Source organism: Psychrobacter sp. 1U1 (genome assembly GCF_051847535.1).
Classification (GTDB): domain Bacteria; phylum Pseudomonadota; class Gammaproteobacteria; order Pseudomonadales; family Moraxellaceae; genus Psychrobacter; species Psychrobacter saeujeotis.
The window spans coordinates 387,547-405,964 of record NZ_JBPYDD010000002.1; the positions used below are offsets into that span (position 1 = coordinate 387,547).

Annotated in this window: 14 protein-coding genes; 8 read left to right on the forward strand and 6 right to left on the reverse strand. The window is 35.4% G+C overall.

The window, feature by feature from the left end:
• Nucleotides 1-539 precede the first annotated feature (539 nt).
• The 5 genes from ACS8FB_RS03895 (at nt 540) to ACS8FB_RS03915 (ending at nt 6,775) form a co-directional block, all read left to right on the forward strand.
• Nucleotides 540-1,445 carry a WYL domain-containing protein gene (locus ACS8FB_RS03895; RefSeq protein ID WP_439261099.1) on the forward strand — a complete coding sequence of 302 codons (906 nt, stop codon included), beginning with the start codon at nt 540-542 and terminating at the stop codon, nt 1,443-1,445.
• 41 nt (nt 1,446-1,486) lie between these two features.
• Nucleotides 1,487-3,982, forward strand: coding sequence for a dynamin family protein (locus tag ACS8FB_RS03900; RefSeq protein WP_439261100.1), 2,496 nt, complete (start codon nt 1,487-1,489; stop codon nt 3,980-3,982).
• A 65-nt stretch (nt 3,983-4,047) separates the two neighbouring features.
• On the forward strand, nt 4,048-4,977 hold the full coding sequence (locus tag ACS8FB_RS03905; RefSeq protein WP_439261101.1) for a diguanylate cyclase regulator RdcB family protein: 930 nt from the start codon (nt 4,048-4,050) through the stop codon (nt 4,975-4,977).
• Nucleotides 4,974-6,098 carry a patatin-like phospholipase family protein gene (locus tag ACS8FB_RS03910; protein ID WP_439261102.1) on the forward strand — a complete coding sequence of 375 codons (1,125 nt, stop codon included), beginning with the start codon at nt 4,974-4,976 and terminating at the stop codon, nt 6,096-6,098. Before ACS8FB_RS03905 ends, ACS8FB_RS03910 begins: the two co-directional genes overlap by 4 nt.
• A complete protein-coding gene (locus ACS8FB_RS03915; RefSeq protein WP_439261103.1) occupies nt 6,098-6,775 on the forward strand; it encodes a hypothetical protein in 678 nt (225 codons plus the stop codon). The genes ACS8FB_RS03910 and ACS8FB_RS03915 overlap by 1 nt, the downstream gene beginning before the upstream one ends.
• A gap of 247 nt (nt 6,776-7,022) precedes the next feature.
• Here ACS8FB_RS03915 and ACS8FB_RS03920 read toward each other — a convergent pair whose 3' ends face one another.
• From ACS8FB_RS03920 to ACS8FB_RS03940, 5 genes are all read right to left on the reverse strand, one after another.
• On the reverse strand, nt 7,023-7,601 hold the full coding sequence (locus ACS8FB_RS03920; RefSeq protein WP_201559911.1) for a hypothetical protein: 579 nt from the start codon (nt 7,599-7,601) through the stop codon (nt 7,023-7,025).
• Nucleotides 7,602-7,625: 24 nt separating this feature from the next.
• On the reverse strand, nt 7,626-10,670 hold the full coding sequence (locus ACS8FB_RS03925; RefSeq protein ID WP_439261104.1) for a tyrosine-type recombinase/integrase: 3,045 nt from the start codon (nt 10,668-10,670) through the stop codon (nt 7,626-7,628).
• A 2-nt stretch (nt 10,671-10,672) separates the two neighbouring features.
• The gene (locus ACS8FB_RS03930) at nt 10,673-13,204 is read right to left on the reverse strand and encodes a hypothetical protein (RefSeq protein ID WP_439261105.1); all 2,532 of its coding nucleotides are present in this window, start codon (nt 13,202-13,204) and stop codon (nt 10,673-10,675) included.
• Between the two features lie 118 nt (nt 13,205-13,322).
• Nucleotides 13,323-14,498 carry an Arm DNA-binding domain-containing protein gene (locus tag ACS8FB_RS03935; protein ID WP_439261107.1) on the reverse strand — a complete coding sequence of 392 codons (1,176 nt, stop codon included), beginning with the start codon at nt 14,496-14,498 and terminating at the stop codon, nt 13,323-13,325.
• Between the two features lie 2 nt (nt 14,499-14,500).
• Entirely contained in the window at nt 14,501-14,716 is a 216-nt protein-coding gene (locus ACS8FB_RS03940) for a hypothetical protein (protein WP_439261108.1), read from the reverse strand.
• A 124-nt stretch (nt 14,717-14,840) separates the two neighbouring features.
• Between ACS8FB_RS03940 and ACS8FB_RS03945 the strand changes: the two genes are divergently transcribed.
• Both ACS8FB_RS03945 and ACS8FB_RS03950 read left to right on the forward strand, forming a co-directional pair.
• On the forward strand, nt 14,841-15,056 hold the full coding sequence (locus ACS8FB_RS03945) for a helix-turn-helix domain-containing protein (RefSeq protein WP_439261109.1): 216 nt from the start codon (nt 14,841-14,843) through the stop codon (nt 15,054-15,056).
• A 232-nt stretch (nt 15,057-15,288) separates the two neighbouring features.
• A complete protein-coding gene (locus ACS8FB_RS03950; RefSeq protein WP_439261110.1) occupies nt 15,289-15,567 on the forward strand; it encodes a hypothetical protein in 279 nt (92 codons plus the stop codon).
• Nucleotides 15,568-16,022: 455 nt separating this feature from the next.
• Here ACS8FB_RS03950 and ACS8FB_RS03955 read toward each other — a convergent pair whose 3' ends face one another.
• Nucleotides 16,023-17,636 (reverse strand): hypothetical protein, encoded by a 1,614-nt coding sequence (locus tag ACS8FB_RS03955; RefSeq protein WP_439261111.1) that lies wholly within the window; start codon nt 17,634-17,636, stop codon nt 16,023-16,025.
• A 321-nt stretch (nt 17,637-17,957) separates the two neighbouring features.
• Here ACS8FB_RS03955 and ACS8FB_RS03960 point away from each other — a divergent pair, with 321 nt between their 5' ends.
• On the forward strand, nt 17,958-18,347 hold the full coding sequence (locus ACS8FB_RS03960; protein WP_439261112.1) for a hypothetical protein: 390 nt from the start codon (nt 17,958-17,960) through the stop codon (nt 18,345-18,347).
• The last annotated feature ends 71 nt before the right edge of the window (nt 18,348-18,418 follow it).

Consider the following 18,418-nt stretch of genomic DNA (forward strand, 5'->3'; position numbering starts at 1 on the left):
TAGACTAATGCTTAATCTGTATTTATGAGTGTTAGTAATGATCTACCTAGAAAAATTCTTAGGGAAAAATTGTAGAGATAAAAGACTTTTCTTATTAAGCGATCTTTCTATAACACGGCACCTGCCTCAAAACATTCCTATTTGGTTTCAATTGGATTCTGGTCAACGTATCAACCTTAATAGCAATGTAATTATTGAAGATACAAGAGGCTTACACCAGTTTCTGCGCTGTCGTGGACAACGTATTATCACTCGACAAATAAATGTGAATTCCAAGTTCGTACTGATACCGCGTCTTCATGCTCCCATTGTTTTTTACGAAAAAGACTATCGTAATTGGCGACTTTAATATTCTATTATTATTTCCATAAATTATCTTTACCATGTAAAGAGTATGAATATCAATAACCTACATAAAATATGACTCAAGAGCGTTAAATATTGATTGAGAAATCCAGATAAAAGTGCATAATTACATTTCTGTATTGTTCATGTAATATTGTTACAGGTTTTTATATGGTGTTAATTGAGTAAGATTAATGGAACTAAAAAAGCATGAACGTCTCGCATATCGTTTATCTGACATTATCATTCGACTAAACGCTGGTGAGCGCTTAGATATTTTTGAGTTGGCAGATACTTATAAGGTTTCTACTCGCACATTGAAACGAGATTTTCAGGATCGTCTGACAATTTTAGATTTCAGTGAATCAGGCCCACAATTTTATCGTCTTGCCACCAGAAATATCGGCTGTTTTGAGCTAGTTGACATCAAACGTTTTGCTAGCTTTGCCAGTATCCAAGACCTACTACCACAAATTGATCGTCAGTTCTTTCAGCAAAAACTTGATCAAAGTGTATTAGTCAAAGGGTTTGCATATGAAGATATTAGCAGTCGAAGTAAAGATTTTAAAGCTATCAGCGAGGCTATTGCCAATAGTCAATATATTAATTTTGACTATCAAAAAATTGGCAAACAGAATTCTGCTAACTATAGCAAGAACCATTATTTAGAGCCTTATCACTTACTAAATAAAAATGGTATTTGGTATGTAGTGGGTAGACGTAATCACCAAACGCGTACTTTTTGCTTCACGCAAATCAGCAATCTAGTAATCACTAATGAGTGCTTCGAATGTGACGAGCAAATTAAGGCTGACTTAATCAGAACTGACAGCTTGTTCTTTGATAATCATATCAATGAGATCGTATTACAAGTTAATGCTGAGGTAGCCGGTTATTTTGAGCGTCGTGATCTACTGCCCAATCAAGAGCTAATACGCAAACTGGATAGTGGTGATTTGCTATTAGCCTGTAAAAATGTGCACCCAAGAGAAGTTGTGCCTATCGTCCAATATTGGATACCTCATATTCGTGTGATTAGCCCTAGTAGTGTTCAAACACAAATGCAAGACCTGCTCAAAGGTTATTTAGAAAAGCTCTAAAAACCCAAACATTAATTATTGAAAGACTTTAAGGTGAAATGATGAGTATTGCGAATAATGGAATGACAAAATTAGCGCTTAATGGTTATAAAGATGATGCTATTAAAATATTGCAAACCCAGATAAGCATGCTCTCAGATATCGAGTCTGACATCTTAAGTAAAGAAGAGGAGTCAAAAAATTATGACTCTAAAAGTGAAGGTATTTTAACCCCGGAGACCTGTAAAGAGTTCAAGCAGGTTCTGAAGGGTGAAGTTCATAAGCTACAAAACTTTGATGTGGTCTTAGCTGTTGTGGGCACAATGAAAGCCGGTAAATCCACTACTATTAACGCTATTGTCGGGCGCGAGATACTACCCAATCGCAATCGTCCAATGACATCCCTCCCTACTTTAATCTGCCATAATAAAGAACAAACAACACCTAAGCTAAATTTTAATAGTCAACCTATTAACAAGTTTTTAGTTGAAGTAAAAAGTGCGCTAAGAGTTTGTAGTATTGAAAATCCAAGTCCAGAAATTGTCGAGCTAATAGAGTTCATTCAAGAAGGCTTTTCATTTAGTGATACCTATAACGGCGAAACTGACATCTTTGATTTTTTACAACGATTGAATGATTTAGTTCGTCTTGCTACTACGATAAATAGTATAGCTGATAATGAGTTATTAAAATTTCCCTATGACAGCTATCAAAACATAGATGCTCTACCAATGATTGAAGTGGCATTTAGACTACAAGACGACTTTGAAACTAATGGTCGCTTTATGCTGTTAGATACAGCTGGGCCAAATGAGTCAGGTCATAAAGAGCTATTAGGCCTGTTGAGAGAGCAGCTAAAGCGTAGCTCAGCAGTCATGCTGGTTTTGGACTATACGCAGCTCAACTCTGAAGCCGAAGAAAGTATAAAAAATGAGATAGAAGCCATTCCTACTATCCAAAAATCAAGACTGTTTGCTTTAGTTAATAAGTTTGATCAAGAGTCAGCCAATGCGGATGACGCTGAAACCACTAAAAAACATATTTTCAACAACCTACTCAAAGACAAAATTGATCTGGAGCATATCTATCCTATATCAGCAAGAGATGCTTATTTAGCCAATCGGATGGAAAGTTACCTGTTAGAGAATAAAAACAAACCTGACTATAAAGAAGGGACTTGGATAGAGGACTTTGCTAAGCAAGTATTGGGTAAAAGAGCTGAACAAAAATATGAAAAGATGGACGCAGAGGACATCTCTGAGGAGCTAAGAGCATTGATAGACGATAGTCGCATGTCAGAGCCTTTAACAGATGTTATCGTAAATATGCAAAAAAACGCTCCTTATATTGCCATTCAGTCTGCTCTCGCAGGGGCAAGTGATGTATTTGAAAAGCTACATAACTTCTTCAATATTCGTGGACATTTCGCTGAAAAAGAGAAAATGACGAATGAAGAGATAGTTGAGTTAGAAAAAACCATAAAAAGTTTAGAGAAGCAAATTAATGAGTCAGAAGTACTGTCTGAAAATATGAAAAAAACATTCTCAGATATAAAGCAAAAAGCAAAGAAAGAGATGAAAAAAAAAGAAGAAACCACAAAAATAATGCCAATCATAGAGATAAGGCTAAATGATATGTTTGGTATTGAAAGTAAAAAAATTAAAAAAGAAGTTGGAAAAATAGATGAAACGATAAATAAGACTCTTTTACAAAAGTTTTTTAACCATGAAGAGTCTGACGAGCGAAAATTAAAGTTGGCAGAACTTGATAAAGCTAAAGAACTTGCAAAGTCTAGTAAGTATGCACTAGTTTTCTCAACAAAATCTGATCTTAATGCCTTTCAAAAAAGTGTAGAAGCAATGACATCTGATTTAATTAAAGAAGTTGTTAACGTCTACAGTTCAATATTAGATGAAAGTATAGAAGATACGCAAAAAATAACTACAGAGCTATATAGAAAGTGCAACCAGCTATTGAATAATTTGCAAGACGAGTTTAATAGAGAAGGCTTAAAAGAGCTAAAAATAGAAAGTATAGATTCGCGTATAAAGCAGAATCAAAACGGTGTATTAGAAAACTTAAACCTAAACGTTTCATATAAAAAAATTAGCGAAACCAGAAATGAAAGTGGAATAACATCGGGCATTAAAAGGAAGTTTGGAGGTTGGTTTGGGAAGAGTTGGGGGACTTATCAAGTTGATATAGAGACTTATACTATCAATAAAAGAGATATGAACGATAGAATAAAAGTTACTATAAAAGAAAAGATTATTGTTCCATTAGGTAAAGAGATTGAAAGCACTCTATCAGAGCTTTTGGATAAAAATATTACTTCTATTAATAAGTTTAATGAGACTATAAAGGATGTAGTGCAAGAAATGAACAATGCTATTATCCAAGAAAAGATGCCTGATTTAGAAGAGAAAAAGCAATACAAGGAAAAAATTGTAAAACTTCAAAACTCTAGTCAACAGACTGAAGAGAACTGGGAAAATCTGTCAGATAAGTTTGCTGTTGAGAAAGTAGACACTCGACTTAAGAGCGATATTGCTGCTTAGTCTACCTCGCCAATTATACGAAAATTATTATTTATGTCTTAGAGTATTAAAAGGAAGTATTTATTGTGAACTTATCAACTTATCAGCAGTCTATACAAGAAAACGTACCTTACCTTACGGATAAGATGGTCATTGATTTTGTTAATGGTTTAGACGCGGCTTCAGAGCTAAACAGCAAAACCATGCAGCCTAGTAGTTTTTTCTCTCGCAACTTATCTTTAGTGTCTGGAAAAACTCAACAGGCGCAAGCGAATATCAATGATCACCTTATCGTTGGTCTGGAAGCTTGCCAGCATTATTTTAATGAAGTCCTGCAGTCACAAGATAGTCATACTCATGCCATCCTTGATATTCATCAAAAGCTCAAAAACACTCAACTAGGAGTGTCTAAGCTGACTGGTTATGTCTTGGAATTTCAGCAACAGATTGAACAGCGAGTATGCCAAGTTAGTAATCGACTGGATAGGCTTGAAAGCTATGGCTATGCTTACACTCAAATGGGTCACGTAATTGCTAAATTAAAAGCTGAGAAGTTTTCTAAGCTATCTCTTTTAGGACAATGTTATACAACTTTAGATACCTTATATTGGGGTGACTTTGGCTTATATCTGCGTACTTATGAGGATGATAAAAAGAAAGTCGAGCTGCTAGAAACTTTAGAAAATGAGCTTATAGGTACATTTAAACAGAACCTTCAGATTGGTGCCAAAGAAGATTTACATCAAAGTGAGTGGTTATCGTTACCTAATGAGCGTCAGGAGACTCAGGCATTACAGCATGCCCTAGCATATCAAGGCGATTGGAGCGGGTTATCACCTAATGAGTCTCCTATCGTATTTATGGCTACCCAGTATCATGATTTACCAGAAGATGAAAAGCCCGAGTATAAAAATCTAAGTCTAAATATGATAGATATCAACAGAGTCTCTAAACGTATGATTGGTGAAATGAATAATCGTATAGAGAGTTCTAGACTAATAGGGATTGGGTTATGAATAACAAATTATTAAATACTCAATCTAATAATAAGGTTGGTTTAGTATTATCAGGTGGCGGTGCAAAAGGCGCTTATCATGTTGGCGTTGTTAGAGCGCTCAATGAAATGAATATTGGCATTGATATGATATCAGGTGCCAGTATTGGTGCACTAAACGGTGCTGTACTGGCATCAGCACCTAATTTTGCTGAAGGCGTAAAACGTATAGGAAATCTTTGGGATAAGCTGCCTCACCTTAAGCCTATTCAGTTTGATAGCAACGCTCTGACCTCTAGGTTCAAACTTAAATCTATCTCAAATAGTAAGTTTAATTATTTGATTTATTTTACACTGCTGCTATCGGCTGGGTTAAGGCTTAGTAGTCCTCTTGGATTGTTAAGTTCTGTATTTGTTGGTTTTAAAACTTCTGGTGTTGAAAATATATTAAAAGATGACACATTAAGAATGATGTTAGAGGAATATTTAGATATAGAACATCTACAGCATTCTATACCCCTATATGTTTCGATTTTTAAACAGCAACAAAGTGGTAAAGCATTTATAGACTTATTTTTAGCTATAAAAGATGTTGTTAAAGTAGAGCTCGCAGGAATAGACAATGCTCCTTCAGAGTTTAGACACATACAGTCTTTATCATTAGAAGAACAAAAAGAGGTGCTTTTAGCCTCTGCTGCAGTACCCTTATTCTTTAAAGCATTCAGTGATGGTCAAAATGGACGCTATACTGATGGTGGACAAGGGGGTTACCTTAAATCACAGGGCAATACACCAATTACTCCATTGATAGAAGCTGGCTGTCGCCATATTATTGTGACGCACTTAGCTGATGGTTCACTGTGGCATCGACATGACTTTTCTGATACCTCTATTATAGAGGTCCGACCTAGCATCGAAATAGGCGGCACGATGGCGATGTTCGATTTTTCAGTTGAAACAGTCGATAGACTAGTACAAGCAGGCTATCACGATACTATGAAGACTTTACAAAAGGTAAAGCTTAACTTGAATAGTGTTCATTCAATGCGCCAAAATACCACACTACTCGCAAGTACATTAAGTGATACAGAGGGAGATGATGCGTTAGAGAGTGCTATGAATAGATTACGGAGTAATAGCTAATGCATAATGATAGTAGTACCTCTTACCAGAGATTAGAGAGTCTCAAACATAATCACCAAACCCAGAAGTCTGAATTCTCTGACCCCTTTCGTCTGCGTATGCATCGCTCATTAAGTTGGCTGTCTAAAGCTGTGAGAGTCAATGATGACGACATACGTTTCATCACTCTATGGATAGCATTTAATGCCGCTTATGCTCGGGAAGTAGCATTATTTGCTACCAGCTCAGAGCGTAGTGAGTTTCGGCGCTTTATACAACTGATATGCCGTCTAGACACTGACCAGAAGGTCTATAAGCTAGTTTGGGAGAAGTATTCAGGTAGCATTCGTATATTACTGGATAATCAATACACTTTTCAGCCATTTTGGGATTATCAAAATGGTCTGATTAGTCATCAAGCATGGGAAGAAGATTTCAAACGTGCCAAAGATAAAGCTCGCCGTGCACTTAGTAATAAAGATACAGATACCGTATTGGCGGTAGTATTTGATAGGTTATATACCCTGCGCAATCAAATCATGCATGGCGGTGCCACTCACAACAGCCAAGTCAATCGTTCACAAATCAAAGACAGTAGCGCTATCTTAGCTGCTATCTTGCCATTAATGCTAGAGATCATGATGACAAATCATAGCAAAATGGACTGGGGCAAGCCTTTTTATCCGGTCGTAAACTAGCAGTTATTTTAGTATAAGCTCCTTACTATAAACAGTTCAGGACTAGTTTTTGCCACCTTATTGCTAAAGTTAAGCTCTGTCAGTGCTATGGTCGGACGTTGACACATATCTTAATATTTCAGTTAAAATGTTATATTGCTCCTCAGAGCTGCCCACAAAATTGGAAGGTCTGTTAACTTTTAGCTTAGAGAACTTTGATACTTTGATAAAACAATCTTATAGCTATTCATATCGTAACTATTGATTCTCATAGAGGATTACTGTGATTTTTAATTGTGTTGCGATCCATATCTAACAGTTCGGAGTAATCAGCTTGGCGCAAGTAGTTCCTCCTATTATCAAACACCTCGTTCCAAATACTACTATTATAATCTTGAGTAATTTTTCTTAGTGCTGATTCTATAGAGCCAGGCCTTTTGAGCGAGATTAAAGACATAGATCTAATAAAATCCATAAAAATAAAATCAACTACATCTTGATTGAAGTCCTTTTCAATACGCTTTTTATGTTCAGTGTTAGTATTATCTTTAGACGTCTTATAACTGAGAAAAAGCGTATTACTTTCATTAAGTTCTCTAAGATTAAATAGAGGTGAAAAACAACCTCCAATCAATAGATATTTATTAGCACCTTTACTTATCAGTGAGACATTATGGATAGGTAGACTAGGGTAACAATCAAATCTATCGCTTATCAGCTTAAGATACTCTTCTTGCCCTCCTGCAACATATGCTTCGATAATCAACTCATAGAGTTTTTTAGCCAATGGATGTAAGTCAATTTTAGTAATATTCTTAAATCTGATGGTTTTTGCGGATAAATTCATTTTATTTAAACCTCTAGATTTTATCTAATTAAGTTTTTCGCCTATCATGATGTATACATAATGACAGAATATTTGTAATGTCCGAACACTCCACTGGCTAATAGGAATATTAGAATCCAGTCTATTCTCAATTCTTATAGGCTGAGTTTGGCTCGTTAGTGAAAGCTCAGCTCGAATCTTCTTTTGATATGATCTACCTTTTGCGTAATCGAGTTCATTAAACTCCATTTGTGATCGAGGTATAGTCTTTAATGCAAGATTCCAAGAGGTTTGATCTGCCTCTGAGGCCTGCTCATAATTATAGACCTTTAAGCTAATATCTTTTTTGTATACTAGCTGGCAGACAATTTCAAGATAGTTGTAAATGTCTGCAGGATGCTTAAAAATGATAAAGTTCTTACTGGGTTGAGCGTTAATAAGGGTATGAAAAACAAACTTATTAATAGCACCTTTATCATTACTTCCTTTATAAATATCACGAAATTTATCTGTCATTCGTATCATATTTTTTCTATCATCACCGTATCTATCCTTTACAGGTAGTAGACTGTGCTTATTGTTTGGATCAAATAGTCTAGGATTACCTTTTGTAGTTTGAAACTCTGATGCCCTCCTTAGTTGCTGCGCATTGTAAAGCCATTTTTCAAACGTATCTTGACTGACATCGTAGATATGCATGAGATATTCATAGTCACCTTTTTCGGTGTAAGCTTCCAAAATTTGATTCACTTCATCGAAAGCATATCTTTTGGTCTTATCAGTTTGTTTGGTTAGATTCTCGCTAACTGATTTACTACTCTTAGGCTGTGGTAACTCTGGTAGTTTCATCTTGTATATAAGATATTCATTAATTTTTAATGGTACGTTTTCAATTTCATATTTTATTCTTCTTGGAGTTTTTAGTAGCGGAGCATGTTTAACAGATAGTTTAAAATCTACATGATATAACAGTAGTCCAATTTGAATATCAGTAAGATGCACATAGGATGCAAACGTTGTACTAGGACTGGCGTGACCTGCTACTCCTGCTAAGGCGTATACTTTTTTGTAGGCGAGACTCGTCTCGAAATGATTGATAATATTGACAGCCTGCTTATCTTCATAAGGTAGTAGGCTTTTTAAGAATTTTGCACTTGAATGGTTATTGAATTTATAATCTTTATCGTATAAAAAGGACATCAATTGAAAATTAGTCAGGCAGCTGTGTCTTAAATGATGCGTAGTGAGGTATTTAAGACCAGTAACTTCTTTTATAAGGGTACTAATTATTTTTGAGATTGCATTAGAGTTATATGGCGTGCCAGCTTGATTTGCTATGAGCGTCTGGTTTTTGTACCTAGAACGTTTGATATATACACGTCTTATGAGTTGCATATCAGACTCTAGCAATAATTGAGAAAGTGATATACGACGCAGTGCAGAGAGGCTTTTATTGTTTCCGAATTTGTTATTTCGAACTTCTAGATAGTTCTGTGTCTCTGCAATATCTCTTATTCTTATTTTAACGATTTCACCAATCCGCAGACCACACCGTTGACCTAGTATCAGTGTTAGGCTTATAGCCTGCTTTTCATCAACAGTCATAGTGAGACTATCAATTTTATTGAGTATAACTTGGAATATACTTTCTGAAATGTAACCGACTCTATGATGAGGTCTCTCACTCGTAGCAAACGAAGGTATAGATTCTATATTATGATGCGCAACCATATACTGATGAATTTTATCAATTAATTCAGCAGCTGCGTTCGCGGCCTTTGGAGTTTTACTAAGTTCGATCATCTCAGTATATAGTGCTACAAAATCATCTTCTTGATAGTCCTTTAGACTCGCATTTTCTGTCAGGGCTAACCATCGATTGGTAATTCTATTGCTATAAGTCTGAATGCTAGAGACCATATGACTGGTTGTCATTGATAGCAGCCAACCAACGATTGCCCTTTCGTTTAAAGGCGCATAACTATTTTTAAGTTCGCTATCGAGTTTTTTTAATTTTTTAACAAATAGTTTTTTAGAAATTTTATTATTACTATCACTTTTAAAAATCTTCGCTATCTCAACTGCTAATTGAGAATTTGTTACTGTAGAAATATTATTAGAAGTACTAGGTACTTGGTTACTCAGCTGTGCTTGATTAGTTGTATCATGCCGAATCTCATATATGAGCGATTGCCAATTGGAAGTTGGTAAACTAAATGTATCTTCTTTGCCCGTAACGATATACCACATATACTCGGGCAAATTAAGTAAAAGGTAGTTTTCTAAAATATACACTGCTGCAATCAAGAATCGTCTTAAGCCAAAATTAACGCTATTTTCTAGTGTCTGTCGCATGCTTTGATATAAATTATGAATGTTAATATTTTTTAGCTTATCTGCGACTGGTACTGCTTTTTCTTTGATATAGGACTGAAGAATATGTGCTGATAGAGGAGATATAAAAACTTGCGTTTGGTGTACAGCTTCTGTCCCTACATAAGTGTTTGTATGATAGGAGCTATCGTCAACAATCACAGCAATGATTGGTAGACCATAGACTTGTTCAATCATTAAGCAGTCATCAGATAGCTGCTTCAATATTGCTTGTAGCACAGACACTTTTAGTACTGCACTATGAAAAATAAGACTTAAAAATACATCGTTTAAAGTTAGATCAATATTAGTTTGAGCTTCTAATCGTTTACTCCAGTCTAAATAGAAATCTAGTACGTCCTTACCATCAGAAAACCATTCCTGTGTGCGAAAGGAAGCTGGACGAGATGATTGAATAATGAGTTTTGGAAAACCTATAGTAATGTTTTTATCTTCCATACGATCTTGACAGTACTTTACGGCATGATTGTAAGCAGTAGAATACTTTCTTACATCTTGAAAATGCTTGTTAGTAGATAACTTTTTATCAAATTTAGCCCACATTAAATTGAAAGATTTTTGGTGGTCTTCTGATTCTAAAATTTTAATAAAATCAATATATTTATCTATTAGTTTACGAGCTAACAAAAAACGTTTTTCTTCTCGTTGATCTCGATTTTCTTTACGTGTTTCAGCACCTGATTTATTATTACTCATATCTAGTGCTCTAACTTAATTAGTTTAAAACCAATATTTTTAGTCAGTTCATTTATAGTTTGGGCAAAAGCCCTAAGCTCACTTCGTTTTAATCCACTAAATCTATCGTAAAAGCTATATCCAAGCTCGTCAGAGTGTCCCATCCAAGCACTGACCACATCATATCCGATACTGTCTTTGTTCAGAGATGGGTCAAAAGAATATTTTCCAATATGCTCGTTTTGTAGCGAGCGTATATAGTGACGAGGCCAGTTGAGTGGTAAAGAGATATAAGCTGATATACGTTTTTTAAGGAAAGCATTATCCAGTTTTAGTCTAGTAACTGTGCTAGTTGCTTCATCCAGCTTCAAGTAGCATACCAGTCCAATATTGCCGTCTAGAATATTCGTATAGATTAGTCCAATGTCGTTCCCTAATTTATTAAAAAGACTAGCGTTGCCTTTGATAAATTTTATGTACTCTTCGAGTTGCTGGCATAATATAGTTGGTAGATATATGAATCGTCCTATAGTATCTTGCTGAACTTCTTTATCACTTATAAAATACAAACCTGTTCCGGTATCTATATCTGAAAGTCTACCGAATGGCTCATTCACTGGGCGGTAACCGCTAGCAATGGATAGCCAAATATATAGATAATCGGTGAAAAAGTTATGCAACTCTACAAAATCACCTACTTTCAAAAAACTAGTTTTACCAACTTTTTCTAGAATATTTTTCTTTAACTCTTCGATGATTGGAGTTAATAATTTTTCTCGAATAGCTAGCAAAGAGCCCATTTTCTCATCATTAAAATGGGGCACAGAGTCTTCATTAGTTATTTCGAAGAAAATGTCTATTCTTCCTTTGCTACCCTTGATGTTTTTATCATCAATCAGACCTAACAAGTGATTAGTAAATTTAAATTGACATCGATATAGACTATACTGAGAGATATTGTAATAAGGCAGCGCTGATAAATGATGTACAGGAGACTCAGTAATTACTTCTATCAAGGCTTTATCGATACCGTTCTGAGATAAGTAGCTAGTAAAGTAGTTTTTTATTTTATTAAAACTTAATCTTACTTTATACTTTTTATTGATTGCTTTGATATCGTTGATAGCTTGGGCATGAATCGAAATCATTAAATTATCATCCAATACGTAAGTCATCTCACGGTGCAGCTCTATCAGTATAATTGGCATGTAGAGGAAAAGAATACTTTCATTATTAGCACATAATTTTTTATCCCAACTTTCGTCCTTATGACTACGTTCTGGTGCGAATTGAAGTTTATATCGATAACCATTAAATCCGTCTTCTAAATTATCTGATTGAAATATACCCTGAATACTGGTTAATAAGATCATAAGTAGATAGAGGGCAGATTGATGGCTTAGGTCAAAATTAAACTTCTGATCTATACAATCTGCTTTATCTAGCTCGCCTAAATTTAGTTCCTTCAGCTTACAACCAAGGTAATTTACCAATGTAGATATTTCATCTTCATGGGCTATATTTACACTAGTAACTAAATTCATAGCACTTTTTCGTCGACTGTTTGATTGACCTTCCGCCCTTACCAAATCAAGATAATAGTTACTGGGAGTATTGACTGTTACTTGTTCAAAAGATTCTTTCTCGTTATCTTGACGTTCTTCATCTTCAAAAGCTTCTGTACTATTTATACCCTTAGTAAGATTAACTAAATCACTGATTGTATTGCCTGTCGTGTCATCATAATCTAATGAGCCATTAGCAACCTGATAGGTGGTACTAGTTACGCGAGTAATACCAGAGTCGTTTTTGAAATAGTTTTCTATCGGCAGGATATATTCATAAAGATATTTAGCTATACGCCCATTAAGCTCATTCTTAGCATTGCTGGAAGAGAATGATGTGCTCTTATTTAGTAACTTGTTACCATATTTTTTTATTTCTGATTCAAAGGTATCAGGAGCGCTATTTAACCATCTGGTGTAATGATCATTGTCTTGAGACTCGATAAGATGACTTTGGAGATCATTAAGACTCTCAAACTCTGTTATGTCTGGCAAAAATGGGACTAGGAATTCACGAATATTACTCGTTAAAAATCGACATTCATCAAGTGTGGTTTCAATCCTACTATCATAGTCAGTCAGCTCAACCATTTTAAGGCAGAGGAAAAAGTAAAGAGAACGAATGCTATTTATTTTTGGTAAGTCTGAACGACTGGCTAAAAAATTAATGAGGTAGAGATCTTTGAGATACTTATGACGTGTCTTTATGGTTTTTAGGAAGTTTTTCTGATCAATACCGCTTTCGTATATCTGTAGTTTCTCTAATTCAATTAAAGTAGAAACTGTGTCTTTTGTTTTTACCCATTCAGATAAAGCATGGTACTCACTTTCTAGCGCTGATCTGAATTGCTCAGGCAAAGTATCTTGTAGAAATTTTAATTCAACAAGTAAGCACGAAATCTCATCTATATTTGACCAATCAATAATATTTGTTTGTAACCATTCACCAATTTTGTAATCTCTGTTAGTTGCTTTGTTGTCTGTATCCATTGCTACGCAACCGTTATAAGTCGTTTAAATAACTGTAGCTCCGTTCATTTAAACCATCCAGCTTTAATACAAAAAAAAGACACCTATTTAGATGTCTTTTTATTATATATAGGCTTTTTCATAGGTTTTGTAGTATACCTCGGTCTTTCAATAGCTTATCCAGCGCGCTTCCGTCTTGACGAGTAAGGTTCGGTACATAGCGAGAATAAACGGTAAATAGCATCTTAGTATTGCTATGGCCCATCTGAGAGGCAATCCATTCAGGCGCCTCGCCAGCAGCTAGCCAAAGCGTTGCAGCAGTATGCCTAGATTGATAAGGATTACGCATATCTACCTCTAGATACCTCAGTAGTGGATACCAAACTCGCCGCGTCACGTTGCGATGATTCAAAGCTGTGCCAGCTTTCGTACAAAACACAAATTTGTTTTGCTGGCTGTTTAATTTTTTTTGCTCAAGCAGTGCATCGTAGACCAGGGCATTCATTTGAATCACACGATTGGAGCCACTAGTTTTAGTTGGACCAACTATGCCGTTTACTACCGCCTGATCAACAATGATTTGTCTGCGTTCAAAATCTATGTTTTTCCAGGGCAAACCATCTATCTCGCCTGTCCTCATACCTGTAAAGAAACGCACAATATAATACGGTTTGAAGTCCCTACGCACGTTATTAATGATTAACATAACCTCGTTTAAGGTAAAAGGATTAACGCTACTTTTAGGTTCACTGAGTGGCTTAATATTTTTCCAAGGGTTATCAAAGTCAAAGCGCTCGGTAGCTTCAGTGATTACCATACGTAAAGGAGTCATTATGTGGTTGATACGGGAAGCTGATAATGGTCGCCCATTATTTCCCCCTTTAACCAGTTTGCCTCTAAAAGCCATAATTTTAGCTTTAGTAATCGTGTTTAAGGATATGTCGCCGAACTGAGGATATAAATAGATTCTAAAAATATCATCGACATTACTTATCTGTGAATCACGCCATTCTGGTTTTTTCTCTTCTAACCAGATTTTACTAAAATTACTAAAACTAGAGCTTGAATCTTTATGACTGTTTGTCGACTTAACTAATTCTAAGCTTTTAAATTTTTCAAGTTTTTTACTTTGTGGAAAATAGTTTTCGTACCGAAAACTCCCCAATTGAATGTCAGCTTCCATTCTGCTAACGAAGTTTTCTAGGCGCTTTCGATTGGGCTTAGTGTCTGTTAGTAAGGTTTGCTCTCTACAGCGCTGACCTATGTATCGGAAATCTACGTACAGGTTGCCATTACGGCTATTGATACTCGCCATGATTACGCTCCCGCTGCAAATGGAATGGTATCGTCGTAGCCTGTCAGCATCAGCTCTTCAATCTTTTGCCATATAAAAAGGATTTTTCTACCTCCAAATGGTTTGATGTAATGAACGCCCTCAATAAACACAACATCTTTAAGCTGGTTGCGTATGGTCTTGCTGTCATATTTAATACGTTGTGACAGCTCTTCTGTTGTTAAGTAGGTATAACTCATAGTAAAATCCTTACTAAAGATTAAAGTGTTATTATCTGATAGCTTTATAACCTGCTATAGAACATAATTTACACTAAAAATAATCTTTTGCAAGACATTTTTATCTACAGTAGGTTATTTTATTATGGAGGAGGTTATGGTGAAGTGTAATTTATCTAGAATTATGGGTGAAAAAAGGTTAAAGATTGCTGATGTGTCTAGAGACACGGATGTAAATAGAGGCACAATCACACGTATGTATAACGAAGAAGCGACAAGAGTAGATCTAGAGGTTGTAGAGAAGCTATGTTTATATTTGGATATTGAAGTGGGCGACCTTTATGAGATAGTTAAGGAATAAGAATAAACCTTCCTCCTTTTAGAACATAAGATAATACTGCGCTTATCAGTGATTACGCCAAATAATACGCAGCAAACTATAGCTCTCAAATAAATAAAAGGTCCTATTAAGTAACAAAAAGCTCTATAGAAGGTTATTTTAAGTTGCAATAGCTCAAAATGTATGTATAATTTAATCTGTAGAAAGTCATTACAACTAACAGAAATGGATATTAATCTACAGGAGATTATACATGAACACATTTATTAAACCGCCGCATGCTTCAATTTGGCTAAGCGCCGAAGCGATATCGCTATCTACCAAACTTATGGTAAACCTGCAAATACAACAGGGTTCACAGTTAGCAAAGATGCTAGGCGTTAACCCCATTTTTTATAATGATGAAGCGGTTAGGATATGGGTGCAACGAGAGCTAAATGAAGGATTAGCGCTGAATCGTTATACCTTAACGAATCTTGAGACCAAATTTTTGGCCATTATGAATCACTACGATGTCCCTTATTCGTTGTGATTAACGTCAACTACTTGGTTTGGAGATAACCATGAGCTTAAAACTTATTTTTAGCCCTTATGTAGATCAGTCCGACATACAGCTATGTGAAGACTATTGGGCATACGGGCATGATGGGCGGTATGTAGAGTATATAGAAATACTCTGCAGACAATACCATATCGATTATCATATTTTGTTTGGCGTATTAGCGGAATGCCAGGCCTACTTAGATGATGTTCACTGTGAGTACTGTGGACGGCCGTATCAACTTGATGTGCCAGCGGATATACCTTATATCAGAAAGCAATCATCTTGGTTTTGCGAATCATGTATCAGTTTTTCTGGCGGGCAGCTTACAATAGGTAGGTGATAATTTAGAACGTATTTAATAACCAGATTGCTAATGCTCTCTGGTTTTTTCCATAAAACCTCTATTTTTAAATCTACTTATTTAGCAAGGATTATCTAAGGCGCTATTTTTCTGTCCGTTTTTCCAATTCACTAATGTTAAATCCTGATGCTTTTGCTACAGCATTATTGTTTTCATTAGTCTCAGTATCTGTGATTATTTCTCCGATTTTAAATGAGGCGCGGCTAATACTATTATCATTAATGCCTAGGATACTTACTAGCGCTTTTTCATAGTAGTATATAATCTCAACTGCCTTTTTCATCTTGCTTACATTGCCATTCTCATCATCATTAATGTTTGAGCTAATCGGCACTCCAATGATTACTGCTACTAAAACTAAAGATATAAGCAATTTAAGACCGAAAGGTGGTTTCTCTTGACCGAACTTAACAAAGATAATCATAACGATAAGTTGAGATATAACAATGACTATATTTAACAGCAAGAAGGTCAATGATGCCCCTAGTGCAACTATAGGCATAACAATGCCTTTATACGCCTGTTTTCCACTGTGCTCTATTTGTTCTTGTGTGACCTCAGCTTTTTCGCCTTGATACTTTTTAGGGTATTTAATAAAATTTCCTAATGGTTCATCATCCCCTTCACTGATATAGGTAGGTATAGCAGTATTTGGCAACAATTCTTTCAATGGTTCAGCCATCTTTAGTCGCAAGGATTCTTCAAACCCATCGCTATAAGGAATTAAGCTTAGTTCCTCTGGTTTTGCTTTTTTTCTAAAATATTTTTGAATATCAGGGTCTCTAACAAACTGGTCATAGTTAAGGTAGGGGCTTAAGGTTGATTCGAATCCTAGAGTCTTACTGACACCTTTTAACCATTCTTTGTAAACTTTCTCTTTTGCTACTGAGCTCCATATAGACTTTTCCGCCTTAGCATTTGCCTCGTAATATACCCTAGTTTTATCTTGGTATTTTTCGTAAAACTTACGGAACTTAGTATCGTCAAATTCTGGCGTTGGAATTGCTAGCTTTAGGTATGTTCCATTACTTAAAAGACATGAATTATAGTAAATAATAGTGTCTTTATATAGCTGCTCTTGCATAGGTGAATTAAGCGCATTATAAGCAAAGAAAGCCTTATCGATATTAGAGATCACACCCAACATTTCACCGCTGCCTTCAATACATTTTTTTGATGCTGAAAACAATACGTTTTGTTTTTGCTCGTAGTTATGTATAAAGCTGTCTTTCATTCCACCAATTGGCAGTAACAACTTATTCATTGTTGTTGGTTTCTTATCGATAGTAATTAAAGGGTTGTAATGAGGCTTCATAGTCACTTGGGTATTAATGATAAGTATCGCTCTATTCCTCTCCTCAGCCGTAGAATTATCTACCATCGTTTCGATCAACTTGTTTTGCAAGTAGAAACTAAGGGGGATGCAGATTAACAGACCTAAAAACATGACTTTCAGACTTTCAGTAGCATAGTAATACTCGTCATCACCAAAACCAAACTGAGACTTAAGTGCATAAAAAATTTTCGTGAACGCGAGGGCAGCACCAACACCTGTGATGATTTTCCCCCAAAACTCCATGCCCTCAATGGTAATAAAATCACTTTTGATTGAGAGTTGTTTGAAAACAATAATGTTGATAACTACTTCAATTACAAAATATACTCCTGTAAGCCACCACAATGCTTCCCAATACATTCTTCTACTAGAATCCATCTACGATTTACCCTCTAATGATATGTTATTGCTCGTTAATTTGATTTAATTATATTTCATCCGTATGGCAGGAATTTATGAACTAAATTTAGCAGTCGTTGAGTGCACTTACTTCTTTTCAACAAAATTAATTTCAATATACTTAATCTACTATGTCCAGATATCTTTACAATAGCTAACTAGTTGGTTCGCGACATATATTGTCGCTTATTTATAGTTCATTATAAAAAAATACAATTATTATGCTATATTTATTTAGCAATAATTGCGTAACATTAATTAATTATATTTTTTGGAGTAACTATGAAATCACCTTTTTTACTATCTATAGCTGTTTTAACGCTTTCATCTCTTATTTCTACTGTTGCTGCAGCAGCGCCTAGTTTTCCTAAAGGTATCACCATACTCGATGATCAACACGAAGGCGTGTATTCAACGCTTTGGACAGCCTATCCTATGACTGTTGAAAGTTATATTGGCACTAAACAAAACATACCATCAACTATGCTAGTAGCATTGACAGCTAACGGTAAAATGAGCGGATTTAGAGGAATTATTAACGTAAATTGTGACAATCCTCGATATTCGAGAATAGAGGGCGACAAAGACTCTAAAAGTTTAGACGAAGCAGTAGCTGATTACATAATACCTCAACAGGTAGTAAATAATCTCGCACGAAAATTCTGTATGTAAGCCAAATATATTCAAGCGAATAAAAAAGACGCCTATATAATATATAGGCGTCTTTTTTATATTTACGTGAG